Raw genomic sequence first — 13323 nt, 5'->3', positions numbered from 1 at the left:
ATAATAGAGTCAGGAGGAACATCTGTGAATATAAAGGTTATTATTAATCCAAATCTTGAAGAAGATATTGTTTTGGAGTGTCGCGAAATGACACCTCAAATTGAGAAAATGATTAATACCTTGGATACGCTATCGATAAATGCGGTTCACCGTGGTAAAGATATTACACTTGGTCTTGATGAAGTTTGTTTCTTCGAGACTGAAGACGACGCGGTTTATGTCCATACGGCAAAAGATTCATTTCGTACACACTATCGCCTGTATGAATTAGAAGCATCCTTACCTACTTCATTTATGCGAGCATCCAAATCAAGTATTGTGAATCTTAATCAGATTGATTCACTTGAACGGAATATTACATCATCTCGAAGTGTTCAATTCTATAACAGTCATAAGATAACGTATGTATCACGAATGTATTTCCAACAGATTAAACAACGATTAAAGGAGGAGAGTATCTAATGAAAAAAAATGATTATTTCTGGGGATTTGTCTTAGTATTACTGGCATTTGGCTTATTTGGTAGCGCATTTAATCTTTATAGTTTTGGTCCCAATGCATTCAAGATTGCATTTACGGTAGCTTTAGTAGCATTCGCAATCTCAAATATGCCTAAGTTAAATTTCTTCGGGATTGTTTACCCACTTACTCTGGCGCTTTGGATTAACCGTGTTTATTTTAATATTCACGGAAATGGCGGCACTTTATTTTGGGCAAGTACGTTCCTAGCGGTTGGTCTCTCTGTGATCTTTAAACGACGCAAACGTCACGTGAACTATCAAAAGTATGAGTCATATCGTGAAAGTACAAGTTATGCAACGGATGAAGATGGTAATCAATACGAATATCACACCGGATCACAGCAGAGTCGTAGCGGTTATCGCGATGACGACCATGCCGACTTTATAAATATCGAAGCATTGTTTACGGATCGTACGCGATATATCCGCTCGAAAAACTTTACGGGTGGCTATATCGATAATACTTTTGCGTCATTATCAATCTATTTTGATCAGGCTCAATTTAACCCTGCAGGAGCACAACTTGAAGTGAGTTGCGCATTTGGACAAGTAAAATTGTTTATTCCCTATAATATCAACGTTATTAATAATATTGATAATACGCTAGCGAGTGTCAGTGATCCCCATCGAAATACAATCGTTGATGGCCCTACATTAACTTTAACCGGCGATGTAACCCTTGGCGAAATCAAAATTGTGTACGTATAATCACTATTTAAGCGGTTTTTAACCGCTTTTTTTATATTTTCATTCTTTTTTTATTTTTATTGAATTTGGGTATTGCATTCTTAGAAATGGCTTGTTATAATCTATTAGCAATACAAAGTGAATACGCGGGCGTGGTGAAATTGGCAGACACACTAGACTTAGGATCTAGCGCTTCGGCATGGAGGTTCGAGTCCTCTCGCCCGCACCAATTATTAAATCACAGTCATTACTTCGGTAATGACTTTTTTTTGATCTTTTATTTGTTAATTGTTTTATAAAAAAGGATTTGCTATAGTTTGAATAAAGGATTTGCTATAGTTTGAATAAAGGAGATTACTATGAAAACTTCTATAAATAAGCGCATCCTTCAATACCAAGAAAGCATCAATGATAACGACATGCCTTCTACGTATAAATTTTTAATCGACACGATGAACCAAATCCAGCGTAATTTCGTACTTGATTCATTTTCAACGAAATCCGTTCTTAATGGCTATCTCGATTATACTTATTTTTATTTTGACGATGATTTTCTTCGGTCACAGGGTTTAAAGCTGGGCTTAATCTTAAATCATCAAGCGATGGCCTTTGAACTTTGGCTTATGGGACGGACAAAACCGATTCAAGAAAAGTATTGGAACTTGTTGAAAGATTCGCCCTTTAACCATTTTGATGAGATGCCTCAGTGGTTTATCGTTTCGATGAATTTGGTAACCCATCCAAACTTTGAAGATCTTGATGCACTAACAGATACAATACTTAAAACGATTCCAATCGCTTATGCGCAAATACACGCTTATCTCTAGCTAAAAACTTGTTTTTATATCAAGTTTTTTTATTGTTTTAAACGTCTTCGGAACATGATTTCCTTTTTTCATCACATTTACAAGCTCCCCTTCACACCAATGTATTATAATAATCATATAGAAAGAAGGAACTTCCATGAAACAATTTAAAATATCTGATGATTTTTGGTCTTTATTTCCTGATGCTTGCTTTGGAATTGTGCTTGCACACGATGTCCAAAACAAAGATCTTAATTCTGAAGCAATGACTGCAATTTCTAAATTTCTTGACGAGAGTCATCACGACGCTCAGAAGTATCTTACAGAAGATGTTTTAAGTCAAAATACTGTTGTTTCCGTATGGCGTGACGCATATCAAAAGTTTAAAACCAAAAAGGGTGCACGTGTATCGATTGAGGCCTTGTTGAAGCGGGTTTCTAAGGGAAATACGGTTGGTTCGATCAATCCCCTTGTTGATAATCTCGCTGACGTATGGGCTTCCATGTGGTGGTGAAGACATCGATACGTTTGTAGGGTCTTTGCGATTAATTAAAACGCAAGGAAATGATCCTTTTATGGCTCTGGGTGATACAGAACCCGATAATACACTTCCGGGAGAAATCGCATACGTTGATGATGTTGGTGCAGTCTGTCGTTGTTGGAATTGGCGTGATGGTCAACGCACCATGTTAACGGATGACACAACGCATGCATTCTTAATTATTGAGTGTGTCGATCCAACGCGTCGCGACGATTTAGAGAAGGCTACCCAACACCTTGCAACATATGTTGAACAACATCTTGGTGGGTCTGTAAAAAGCACTATCATGGACTACGAAAACGCAAGTCTCAATCTTGAATAAAAGATAATTTAAAAAGGAGAAGAAAATCATGGCACGTCCACAAACAAAAGAAACATTGCTCGAAGCAGCATCTGAAAACTTTAATAAATTAAATGAATTTATCGATTCTTTAAGCGAAGAAGAACGAAATGCCACATTCATACTCGAAGATCGAGATCGTAACTTACGAGATGTTTTATGTCATCTCATTGAATGGCATAAAATGATGATCCAATGGTATCAAATCGGTGTTATAGAAAATGGAATGCCTGATATTCCCGCAAAAGGATTCACATGGAAAACAACACCGGAACTAAATTACAAAATCTGGGAAGCATACCAAAATACCTCCTTGGAAGATGCACTTACGGAAATTCAAAATACCCATGCGGAAGTTGTGAGTCGTATACATAACCATACGCAAGAATCATTATTTGATAGAAAGGTATACCCATTTACCAAAACAACAACCTTAGGTGCTTATTTTATAAGCGCCACCTCATCGCATTACGATTGGGCACTAAAAAAATTAAGAAAACAGTATAAAGCTTTGAAGCGTGATATAATAGATTAAAAGGAAGTGATACCATGAGTATTGATAATTGGTTTAATTTTCGTCCTAAAGCAGATCTCGATCGTGATCGCGAAAAATATCTAAAACAGGTTTTTCCACGCGGTGAGCAACAAAAGCAAATGATTCAAAACGTACTCCTTGAGTTATTTCCAAAACGAGACCAGAAGGAACTTCTTTATCATTATATTGTTTGTAAAGAAATCATCACCAATGATGCATTGGATCCTTTTGACCAAATTCATAAAATTGAGAAAGCACTCAAACGGGTTCGTCCTAAGTTAGACTTTACTGAAACAGAAACGTTAACGAATCTGCTTTATATAGATGCTAATGAAATCGAAACCATTGATTCACAAAAACTTTTAAATCGAGTTAAGCATAAAGCCATCGTATGATGGCTTTTTTATTTTGTGTATCTATATTTTTGACTACTTAATACTCGTTTTTTGTGTGATTGAGAGGATAAACTTGTAAGTCATCAATTCCTTATTTATGATGTGTATCGTTATTAAAGGAGATTTTATTGTGTCTAATCATATAAATTTAAGTCGTGTCGATGGGGATCTTTATATTGGTAAAGGTGCCGGAAAAGAAATTATGACACGTTTTAATCAAAGTAAACAAACAATTAAGATTGTATCCCCTTATGTAAATAAGGATTATGTACAAAAGTTAATTAAACAACATCAAGCAGGGATCGCTACGGGTTTAGTATTCACATGGGATTATAAACAAGGTCAAAAAGCAAATCAAGATTTGGCGCACACCCTGTTCACCCAAACACGCATTAAAAGTGATGAAGCATTACGAAAGAAACGTATGGGACGTTTGATTGCATTAGGATGGTGTTTCGTTAATTTTATTATTTTAGCGCATGCACTAACACTTAAAGGAACTGTTGGTTTTTGGTTTGAAATGATTGCTGTTGTGGCGCTTTTCACCGCAAATTTCAAATATTTCGACCACGTTCATAAGACACCCATTTATAGCTACGCTTACGAACCCAATATGCCAATCTCTATTTGGAAAACCAACCGCTATCAAAAGCTACATACAAAACTGTATGTCGTGGATGATGTTGCTTTTATTGGTTCCCTCAATTTTACAAAAAACGGTTTTTATTCAAACTATGAATCTTGCATGAGTATTCATGAAAAGGATGAAGTGAATGACTTACATCACTATATTGATTCCCTTTTAAATGATAAAGAATGTCAGCAATTCTATTTTAATGAAATTGGAAAACAATACTTTGAAGAACCTGCCTACTAAAAAAGTCCATTACGGACTTTTTTCTTTTATCAAATCTCAACCGCACCACTTTTACTTTTATTAAAGTCTATCTCATAGGCCGTTTTGAAGTCAAATATTTTTCGCGGCATTGAGTTAATTTTGAAGCAAATATCATCAAGATATTGTTGCGCTATATCATACATTGATTTACCTTTTGGTATAAACCTTCTTACTATTGCATTCGCTCGTTCATTGGTTCCACGTTGAAAAGAACAGTATGGATCACACTTATATAGTTTCACACCCAACCGCTTGGCTGTAATTCCTAATGTTTTAAATTCAAGTCCATTATCTACTGTTATCGATTTCGTGGTTATATTATTCTCTTCAATAAATTTTCGAATTAAGTTTGATGTGTAATAGTCATATCGATATTCTGCTTTAATAAGCCAGGTCATTCTTGAGCAGCGGTCTACAATGGATATAATCGCTGCAGATTCATGTTTCTTACCGATTATAGAGTCGATTTCGAGATGGCCAATCTCGTTACGTTTCTCAATGTATTTAGGTCTAAGGCTAATTGGAAGTACTGTTTTCTCTTCCAAGTTCCATCTCAAGTGATTCATCATTCCACTAATTCTCTTTTTACGTTTTCGACGTTTATAGCACATTCTATTTGGTTTTATATCAAGTTTACCTTGATTAATCCAGTTATAGACTTGCTGCGATGAAACACACGGTTTATATGGATGATATCGTTTATAGTTACTCAAGCATACTTCTACCGAATGAACTTTAGGATCATAGTGAGAATGCAGATATTCGATTAGGTGGGAATATTTTTCTCGAATATCAATCGTTCGTTTCTTATAGACATTATTTTTATATCTAGAAATCGTAGAATGAGATATATTGAGTTTACGTGCTGCCTTGCGCATAGAGTAGCCGATGCTTAATAGAATATCAATTTGGTCTTTCATTTTTTTATCTAATTGTTTATACTTCATATGGGAGCTCCTTTTAGTCGGGTGGGCTCCTTTTATTATACAAAAACAACCGCACCTTGGGTGGTGCGGTTGAGATTTGAATTTAGGAAAAAAGTCCATTACGGACTTTTTTATTTGATTGTTTTAATAATTTTCGCAGGGTTTCCAGCAAGAACGACATTGTCACCAAAACTCTGTGTGACAACAGCTCCCGCTCCGACCACTACATTATCCCCTAACGAAACGCCTGGTAATAGAATACAACCTCCACCTAGCCACACATTGTTTCCAACACTGACTGGTTTTCCATACTCCCATCCCGAACTTCGTGTAGAAGGGTCAAGCGGGTGGGTAGCTGTATAAATTTGGACATTGGGTCCGCACATACAGTGATCACCAAATCGAATTTCACAGACATCAAGCATGACACAGTTATGATTTGCGAAAAAATGATTTCCTAGATGAATGTTTACACCGTAGTCACATGCGAAGCCAGGACAAATACAAAAGGTTTCAGGTGCACTACCAAGTATTTCTCGATAAATATCCGAGCGTACAGTGCCATTTGCTTCTTGATTTGCACGTATCGTACACTCTATTGCTTTTAAGTTGAGTTGCTTTAATGTTGGGTCATCGCTTCGATACATTTCTCCACGAATCATTTTCTCAAACGCTTCCATGACGATACTCATTTTCAAAATCAACGAGTTCTTTATATATTAATGCGACATCGTGACGGTATGGATAGTTTTTGGTTTCTTTATTGAAGTTTTGAAGAATTTGCGAAGCACGAACTTCATCCTTCTCAATCACTAACGCTTTCAAAAATTCGAATTTCAAACAATCTGGATTCCCTTTGATTTTCTTCACAATAGTATTCATCATCGGGGTGGGTTCCACAATCTCCCCTTCTAACATTAAACAGGAAGCATGATCAAGGTCCACAAATACTTTTTGAATTGGGATCATTTCGAGATCCTTAAGCGCTTCATATGCTTCAATACGGTCATAATTTGACTTCAACGATTCGATATAAATAAGTTGTGCCGTTAAACCGATTGGATTGTCACAATCTTGAAGTGGAATCGATTTGATAAAACTCGGGTTGATTTCATCATACCCTTTTCCTTGTGCTTTCATCCCAATAACGTAAAGCTGTAACCAGAAATAGGGGCGTAACTCTGAGCGATGTCTTAAAAGGGATGCATTGTAACCATCATTGGGTGTATCTTCGATAATAAGTCCATTCATCAGAATAGCGAATATCCCCAAGAGAATTAGTAAGGTTAGAAATATTTGCATATAAGGACCAACAGGAAGTAATACAAGAACTGCTAGTGCCACGAGTGAAATTACACCGTTTGTAATAAGACCTCCAAAATTATAAAGTTGGGTAGGAAAGTTTTCGTTCATTGTTTTAGGCGGCATCATCAAACACTGTCCGGCAGTACCTGGAATTTTGAGCGATTTCAATTTATATCCGTTATTTGTTTTGATTAGTGTCAATGAGAAAAAACGAATCAGAATAAATTGATAACCCGTAATGAGACCAAAGATAAGATGACCTGTTTCGTGCATCACAATATGGATTATAAAACTTAATATTATAAAGCCCATCGACGCAAGAAAAATATTCAGGGGACCAATACTATATGTAAAGGATAGCTTTTGGGCCATGTGCCCTCCCGCAAATCCTAAGAATGCGCAAAGAAAAACTAAGGTTATTTTCAATAATTTATTTTTCATATAATCCTCTTTTCATGTCTATTAGACCATAAAAAAACCACTCATGCAAGAGTGGTTAAAACTAGAAGATTCGATTTAATTCATTTTGAAGTTTTGCTTGTTCACGAACATATTCGTCAAGTTTTGCTTCGTTCTCTTCATAGTTGTTTTTAAGACCTGCAATTTCTTCTTGTAACGTTTCAGAATCATTTGTTTTTGCTTGACCTTCAAGACTTGCAATCTTAACTTTAATTTTTTCATTGAGTTCTTCTAAAGCATCACAACGAACATCGAGCAGTTCAAGTTCTTCTTCGATTTCATTACGACGCGATTCTTGTCGATTAAAATCTCGATTTTTTATGCGTGCATAGAAATCATCTTGAATACTTCTAAATGTATCCCAAAGTTTTGGTTCATGATCGCGACCACTATGTCCTGCTTCTTTCCATTCATTAAACAGTGCTTCCATATTTTCACGTGTGGTTGCATCGTTGAATGCTTGTACAAGATCTTTAGCCTTTTCGATAATCGCTTCTTTTTTCTCACGTGCGTTATCTTGTTCAGCACGTAATCCGTCAAAGAACTCTCGTTGTTTTTGATAGAAATTTTGACGATGACCGTTAAATTCTTCCCATAAACGATCTTCATGTTCACGACCAGCGAATCCAGCTTCTTTCCAACGTGTCATTAAATCGCGCATTGCATCCGATGTTTCTTTCCATTCGGTTGAATCTTTAATTGCTTCTACTTCGACAATTAAGGCTTCTTTCAATGCTTTCGCATCTTTACGAAGTACCGTCATTTCTTCAAAATGTGCACTGCGAGCATCAAAGAACTCATCATTTATCGCACGGAATTTTTCCCAAAGTTCTTGATCTACGTCTTGACCCGCAAATCCGGCTTCTTTCCATTGTTTTTGAAGTTCTTGTAATTTAACGGCTGTTTTATTCCAGTCTGTAGATTTTTTTAGTTGGTCGGCTTGTTCAATTAAATCTTTTTTAATGGAACGTGCACTTTCGAGTCGTTCTTGACGATGTTCATATTGATCAAGTGCTGTTTTAAATTTATCTTCTAAATCTTGATCTATGCCTTCTTCAGATAAAGATTCCCATTCTTTCTTAACGAACTCAATGCGTTCATCATCCCCTGTACTCATAACACTGTATACTTCTGAAATTAATTGGTTTTGTCGAGACGTTTCCACAGAAGCAAGACTTTCCCATCCAAAATCATGTCGCGAAAATTCAGGCTCTCTTACTTCCTTTTCTACTACTTCTTCTGTCTCATTAATTTGTTTCTCGTTAATGTCGAACACCTCTTTCTTATCAATTGAAATATTTTATCATGCATAAATTCTGCATGAATCCAAAATACTTCTTTTTTATCTAATAAATCATATCATTTATATGTGATTTAAACGTGAAAATCATGTGTGCAAACTTGCATTTTTCGTTTTCTTACATTTATTTTGATTTATTTTTTCAGTTTATCAATCATTCCAATCTGAAAATCTTTGAAACCGTCTAATCTACCCTGTTTAAAGCCTCTTTTCTTGAATTAAGGTGTGTTATTTGTCTTCAATTTGACTATATTTTATCTTGTTTTTGGAAGTTGATGGGTTGAATCCTGAAAATACCGTCGTCTTTTAGTTGTAATGAATCCTGTTTCATTTTATAATCTTACGTATAGTTAAATCTATACGAGAGGAGAAGTGTATGGTCGATACTGTTAATCTTTGGCTCCTAGTTGGAGTTCTTATTATTGTTGTTGGATTTGCAATGAAAATTGATTCAATCGCTGTTGTTTTAGTCGCTGCTGTTGTTACTGCTTTAATTGGTGGTATGAACATTGGTGAGATTTTAGAAACACTGGGTTCTAACTTTGTTAAGTCCCGTGGTTTAACGATCTTTGTCTTAACGCTACCGGTAGTTGGGGTATGTGAGCGTTATGGATTAAAAGAACAAGCTGTAAAACTTATTCAAAAAATGAAAGTTCTTACAGCAGGCCGTGTTATTTGGGTTTACCAATTAATTCGCCAATGTGCCGCTGCTGGTGCATTACGTTTAGGAGGACATCCTCAATTTGTCCGTCCATTGATTCATCCAATGGCTGAGGGTGCTGGAATTCAAGAAAAAGGTTCCGCATTATCCGTTGCAGAGGAAGAAGAAATTAAAGCAGGTGCCGCTGCTGCTGAAAACTATGGTAACTTCTTTGGTCAAAACTTATTCCCTTATGCAAGTGGTGTTATCTTAATTGTTGAAACACTTGTTGAACAAGGTTATGACGTAACACACCAAGGAATCGCACTTTGGAGCGTTCCAGTCTTTGTAATTGCTCTAGTACTTGGAGGCGTTCAAACAGTTCTGTTAGATCGTCGCATTAAGAGAGGGGCTAAATAATTATGACAGCTAATTTTTGGGAATTATTCTTAGAAATGTGGTATATGGTTGTTGGTTGTATTTTTATCGCAACTGCAATTTCAGCATATCGCAATATTGATGATAACCGCAAATACGGTGCCGCATCATTTTGGATTATTTTAGCCGTATTATTTATGTTAGGAAAATACATTCCTAATAAAATTAACGGGTTACTTGTGTTAGCACTTGGAGTCCTTTCATTTATGAAGACCGTTAATATTGGAGATATTGAGCAAATTTCTCAAGATTTCCGTGATGAACAATCAGATCGAATTGGTTTTAAAATCTTTATTCCTTCTGTATTTATTGCGATTGGAGCATTCTTATTCTCCTTTGTCTTACCAAAAGTTGCACCAGGTGTTAGTGCTGGTGTTCTCGGGTATATCGCAATTGGATTGTCTGCAGCATGTGGATTAATCGCAACCTTTATTATTACAAAAACAAAACCTAAAGGTGTTATGGATGACGCAACACGCCTTATGCGTACAATGGGTTCATTCAGTATCTTACCGCAATTGCTTTCAGCCCTAGGTGTTGTCTTTACAACAGCGGGAGTTGGTAGTTTAATTGCGACACTACTTGGTAGCTTTATTCCTAATGGAAACATCTTTGCGGGTGTTGTTGCTTACTGTGTAGGTATGGCCATCTTTACAATTATTATGGGTAATGCTTTTGCGGCATTTACCGTTATTACAATTGGAATTGGAATTCCATTTGTATTTGCTCAAGGTGCAAATCCACTGATTGCAGGTGCGCTTGCAATGACAGCTGGTTTCTGTGGTACTTTACTAACACCAATGGCTGCGAACTTTAATATTGTTCCAGCTGCACTTCTTGAAACAAAATCACAATATTCTATTATTAAATATCAAGCACCTATGGCTCTTATTATGCTCGTAATCCATATCTTCTTGATGTATTTCTTAGCTTTCTAAAAAATTATTGAAGGAGGACGTATCTATGAAAGTTTTAATTACAGGTTTTGATCCATTTGGTGGGGAAAAAATGAATCCTGCTTATGAAGCAGTTAAATTACTCCCTGATACAATCGAAGGGGCCGAAGTACTTAAACTCGAAGTTCCAACCGTCTTCAACAAATCGGTTGAGGTATTAGATGAAGCGATGGCTAAACATCAACCTGACATTGTCATCTGTGTTGGTCAAGCTGGAAATCGTTTTGGGGTTACACCTGAACGTGTAGCCATCAACCAAGATGATGCTCGTATTAAAGACAACGAAGGCAATCAACCGATTGATGAAACAATCTTTGAAGATGGTAAAGCAGCATATTTCGCTACATTACCAATCAAAGCAATGGTTGAGAATATGAAGCAAGCTTCAATTCCCGCAAGTGTTTCAAACACAGCAGGTACCTTTGTATGTAATCATCTTATGTATGGATTACTCTATTTAGTTGATAAAAAATATCCTAATGTTCGCGGTGGCTTTATTCATGTTCCTTTCGCAACAGAACAAGTTATGGATAAACCTACTGCACCAAGCTTAACTTTAGAACAAATCGCTAAGGGCTTAGAAGTATGTATCGCTACAGCCGTAACGGTTAAAGAAGATCACAAAATTCAAGGTGGCGCAATCAGCTAATGAATAATCAAATGTTTGTTTATGGATCTTTAATGGAAGGGTTCTTTAATTTTGATAAATATGTCGATGGACATGTTGTTTCAATTGAAAAAGCTTATGTTCTCGGAACATTGTATGATATGCCTTATAAAGGCTATCCAGCACTTCTCCAAGAAGGCAACACCAAGGTTTGGGGTGAAATCATTACAGTTAAAGACCTCAGTCTCATTATCGATGATATTGATGCGATGGAAGGTTTTAATGGACGTGATGATGATGAATATAAACGCATTCCCTCTACCATTACCAAAGAAAACGGTGAAATGGTTGAATTGGGCGTTTACTTCTATAATCTTAAAGATCAAGATGTACGGTTTGATGAAGCAATTCTTCTTCCAGAAGGAAGTTGGAGAGCATTTAAAACCTCAAAAAAATAAAACATGCCAATTGGCATGTTTTTTTTATATCATCTTAACCTTGTAATAAACATCTTCTTGTCCTTTAGTGACCGGAACCATCTCAAATTCATAATGATACTCCCGGTGAACATCCATAAACTGAGGATCGTGCTTTGATAACCACCCTACAACATCAACTGCCACGATACACGCTACACAGTCATCATCACTTCTACATGCACCAACATTCAGCGGTAATCGATCTGACTTGATCATCACACCACGTTGTGATGAATTCGTCAATGATGCCCAAAAAACTTGAGTATGATTCTTAAATGTCTTTGAACTCACTTCTTCGATAAGTTCTTGATAAACAGCTAAACCTAGATCATCATTTAGATTTTGATAATTTGCATGCGGACCTTTGCCAAAGTAACGAAATTCGCTATAGGACTGTCCGAGTGGAATCTTAAATCCAATCATCGAGAGTCCGGAATGGCTTGAGGGTTTAAACGTTTGACGCACCCAAACACGACCATCTGCATAGACTTTATAAATTGTATGCACTACAGAACCATTTGCAAGCACACTACGAATCGTAATGCGAACACGCGAATCATTTACAACTACAATTGAAAAATGCTGTGTCGTCGATTCAACGGCCTCCTGCGACCATTCACGCGTGAATGAATGCCAGTGTTCATTATCTTCATAATTCATGGGGCCACGATTACACAATAAACTCATCGGCTGACTCAGCAATGATTCACCGTGATAAAAATACGAATCCATAAAACCCGTTTCTTTATGAAACGATAGGGAGAAATGCTCACCATGAACTTCACAACGCTTCTGCGTCTCTACAACTTCGATGGCAGCATAAACATCCGCCATTAAAACCTCTTGCTTCACCAAATGATGAAGACGCAATTGATGACACAACACATCATCATCTGTGTAAGGGTCTTTAACGTAAAGATTTAGGTGATACATTGCATCAAATTCATAAAAACTTGGGGTGTTTAAAGTTACTTCTTGCATTTCACCAACCCCAGCAGCGATTGTTACGGTTGCGTCCGATCCTAAAATTCTGTGCCCATCCTTAAGCACACACGACCGAAACACCGCACGTTTCGTATCTAAGTGTTTAAAATTATTACGAACACTTATGGTTTTCGTTTTGGGGTTAAATTGTGTAAAGGATAAAACTTGATATCGGGGTGAAAAATGACCCGATAACTTACCCTGACACCATTCATGGAGTTCATCCAATTGAGTTTTTATTGGACATTCCAGATTCACATCGAAACCTTGCCTTTGCGATCGATCACAATCTGTATTCCCTTGTTTTTGAGCCCTGGATAAGTGCCTTTCAGCTCGAAGATCATCACCAAAACATCCGCTTAGTATATGACCCTTAACTTTCGGAATACTTATTGCTTTATTATTAGAGCTACACGGAAGTTCATCTTCCTGACTCTTTAGTTCTATTTGATCGCATTTCATGATTTCGCCTCCTTATAAATACATGCATCTGAATGCGCTTTCTA

Annotated in this window: 17 protein-coding genes and 1 tRNA gene; 13 read left to right on the top strand and 5 right to left on the bottom strand. The window is 36.7% G+C overall.

Going from position 1 to position 13323, the window contains the following annotated elements; all coding sequences use genetic code 11:
- The first annotated feature begins 24 nt into the window (after positions 1-24).
- From NMG63_RS02110 to NMG63_RS02070, 9 genes are all read left to right on the top strand, one after another.
- Positions 25-462, top strand: coding sequence for a LytTR family DNA-binding domain-containing protein (locus tag NMG63_RS02110; protein WP_254007334.1), 438 nt, complete (start codon positions 25-27; stop codon positions 460-462).
- Positions 462-1229 carry a LiaF transmembrane domain-containing protein gene (locus NMG63_RS02105; protein WP_254007333.1) on the top strand — a complete coding sequence of 256 codons (768 nt, stop codon included), beginning with the start codon at positions 462-464 and terminating at the stop codon, positions 1227-1229. Before NMG63_RS02110 ends, NMG63_RS02105 begins: the two co-directional genes overlap by 1 nt.
- A 125-nt stretch (positions 1230-1354) precedes the next feature.
- A tRNA-Leu gene (locus NMG63_RS02100) sits at positions 1355-1437 on the top strand.
- 130 nt (positions 1438-1567) lie between these two features.
- Complete coding sequence (locus NMG63_RS02095; protein ID WP_254007332.1) at positions 1568-2035, top strand: DUF7000 family protein; 468 nt, start codon at positions 1568-1570, stop codon at positions 2033-2035.
- 136 nt (positions 2036-2171) lie between these two features.
- On the top strand, positions 2172-2528 hold the full coding sequence (locus NMG63_RS02090; protein ID WP_254007331.1) for a hypothetical protein: 357 nt from the start codon (positions 2172-2174) through the stop codon (positions 2526-2528).
- A gap of 25 nt (positions 2529-2553) precedes the next feature.
- Complete coding sequence (locus tag NMG63_RS02085; RefSeq protein WP_254007330.1) at positions 2554-2877, top strand: B3/B4 domain-containing protein; 324 nt, start codon at positions 2554-2556, stop codon at positions 2875-2877.
- A gap of 28 nt (positions 2878-2905) precedes the next feature.
- On the top strand, positions 2906-3430 hold the full coding sequence (locus NMG63_RS02080) for a ClbS/DfsB family four-helix bundle protein (RefSeq protein WP_123171790.1): 525 nt from the start codon (positions 2906-2908) through the stop codon (positions 3428-3430).
- A gap of 14 nt (positions 3431-3444) precedes the next feature.
- Positions 3445-3825, top strand: coding sequence for a hypothetical protein (locus tag NMG63_RS02075; protein ID WP_254007329.1), 381 nt, complete (start codon positions 3445-3447; stop codon positions 3823-3825).
- Between the two features lie 130 nt (positions 3826-3955).
- Entirely contained in the window at positions 3956-4702 is a 747-nt protein-coding gene (locus NMG63_RS02070) for a phospholipase D-like domain-containing protein (protein ID WP_123171792.1), read from the top strand.
- A gap of 29 nt (positions 4703-4731) precedes the next feature.
- Here NMG63_RS02070 and NMG63_RS02065 read toward each other — a convergent pair whose 3' ends face one another.
- The 4 genes from NMG63_RS02065 to NMG63_RS02050 form a co-directional block, all read right to left on the bottom strand.
- Positions 4732-5670: an IS30 family transposase gene (locus NMG63_RS02065; protein ID WP_254006434.1), complete on the bottom strand. Its 939-nt coding sequence runs from the start codon at positions 5668-5670 to the stop codon at positions 4732-4734.
- A gap of 110 nt (positions 5671-5780) precedes the next feature.
- Positions 5781-6329, bottom strand: coding sequence for a sugar O-acetyltransferase (locus tag NMG63_RS02060; protein WP_123171793.1), 549 nt, complete (start codon positions 6327-6329; stop codon positions 5781-5783).
- Entirely contained in the window at positions 6316-7395 is a 1080-nt protein-coding gene (locus NMG63_RS02055; RefSeq protein WP_254007328.1) for a hypothetical protein, read from the bottom strand. The genes NMG63_RS02060 and NMG63_RS02055 overlap by 14 nt, the downstream gene beginning before the upstream one ends.
- Before the next feature lie 61 nt (positions 7396-7456).
- Positions 7457-8689 (bottom strand): DUF349 domain-containing protein, encoded by a 1233-nt coding sequence (locus tag NMG63_RS02050; RefSeq protein ID WP_254007327.1) that lies wholly within the window; start codon positions 8687-8689, stop codon positions 7457-7459.
- Positions 8690-9089: 400 nt separating this feature from the next.
- On the opposite strand from NMG63_RS02050, the gene NMG63_RS02045 reads away from it, so the two are divergent.
- From NMG63_RS02045 to NMG63_RS02030, 4 genes are read left to right on the top strand one after another with little or no spacing between them, the layout of a single operon-like run.
- Positions 9090-9773: a DUF969 domain-containing protein gene (locus NMG63_RS02045; protein ID WP_254007326.1), complete on the top strand. Its 684-nt coding sequence runs from the start codon at positions 9090-9092 to the stop codon at positions 9771-9773.
- Between the two features lie 2 nt (positions 9774-9775).
- Complete coding sequence (locus tag NMG63_RS02040) at positions 9776-10729, top strand: DUF979 domain-containing protein (RefSeq protein WP_254007325.1); 954 nt, start codon at positions 9776-9778, stop codon at positions 10727-10729.
- Between the two features lie 25 nt (positions 10730-10754).
- Positions 10755-11396, top strand: a complete 642-nt coding sequence (gene pcp / locus NMG63_RS02035; protein WP_254007324.1) for a pyroglutamyl-peptidase I — start codon at positions 10755-10757, stop codon at positions 11394-11396.
- Positions 11396-11812 (top strand): gamma-glutamylcyclotransferase family protein, encoded by a 417-nt coding sequence (locus tag NMG63_RS02030; protein ID WP_254007323.1) that lies wholly within the window; start codon positions 11396-11398, stop codon positions 11810-11812. The genes pcp and NMG63_RS02030 overlap by 1 nt, the downstream gene beginning before the upstream one ends.
- Before the next feature lie 24 nt (positions 11813-11836).
- Here NMG63_RS02030 and NMG63_RS02025 read toward each other — a convergent pair whose 3' ends face one another.
- A complete protein-coding gene (locus NMG63_RS02025) occupies positions 11837-13279 on the bottom strand; it encodes a beta-galactosidase small subunit-related protein (RefSeq protein WP_254007322.1) in 1443 nt (480 codons plus the stop codon).
- Positions 13280-13323 lie beyond the last annotated feature (44 nt).

The sequence above is a fragment of the Erysipelothrix amsterdamensis genome, assembly GCF_940143175.1.
GTDB lineage: Bacteria > Bacillota_I > Bacilli_A > Erysipelotrichales > Erysipelotrichaceae > Erysipelothrix > Erysipelothrix amsterdamensis.
Note: the sequence above shows the minus strand (reverse complement) of the source record. Positions and strands in the feature narration are given on the sequence as shown.

Coding starts and splice junctions, on each gene's coding strand:
- NMG63_RS02105 (WP_254007333.1), top strand. CDS start 462: ATGAAAAAAAATGATTATTTCTGGGGATTTGTCTTAGTATTACTGGCA.
- NMG63_RS02095 (WP_254007332.1), top strand. CDS start 1,568: ATGAAAACTTCTATAAATAAGCGCATCCTTCAATACCAAGAAAGCATC.
- NMG63_RS02090 (WP_254007331.1), top strand. CDS start 2,172: ATGAAACAATTTAAAATATCTGATGATTTTTGGTCTTTATTTCCTGAT.
- NMG63_RS02080 (WP_123171790.1), top strand. CDS start 2,906: ATGGCACGTCCACAAACAAAAGAAACATTGCTCGAAGCAGCATCTGAA.
- NMG63_RS02075 (WP_254007329.1), top strand. CDS start 3,445: ATGAGTATTGATAATTGGTTTAATTTTCGTCCTAAAGCAGATCTCGAT.
- NMG63_RS02065 (WP_254006434.1), bottom strand. CDS start 5,670: ATGAAGTATAAACAATTAGATAAAAAAATGAAAGACCAAATTGATATT.
- NMG63_RS02060 (WP_123171793.1), bottom strand. CDS start 6,329: ATGGAAGCGTTTGAGAAAATGATTCGTGGAGAAATGTATCGAAGCGAT.
- NMG63_RS02055 (WP_254007328.1), bottom strand. CDS start 7,395: ATGAAAAATAAATTATTGAAAATAACCTTAGTTTTTCTTTGCGCATTC.
- NMG63_RS02045 (WP_254007326.1), top strand. CDS start 9,090: ATGGTCGATACTGTTAATCTTTGGCTCCTAGTTGGAGTTCTTATTATT.
- NMG63_RS02040 (WP_254007325.1), top strand. CDS start 9,776: ATGACAGCTAATTTTTGGGAATTATTCTTAGAAATGTGGTATATGGTT.
- pcp (WP_254007324.1), top strand. CDS start 10,755: ATGAAAGTTTTAATTACAGGTTTTGATCCATTTGGTGGGGAAAAAATG.
- NMG63_RS02030 (WP_254007323.1), top strand. CDS start 11,396: ATGAATAATCAAATGTTTGTTTATGGATCTTTAATGGAAGGGTTCTTT.
- NMG63_RS02025 (WP_254007322.1), bottom strand. CDS start 13,279: ATGAAATGCGATCAAATAGAACTAAAGAGTCAGGAAGATGAACTTCCG.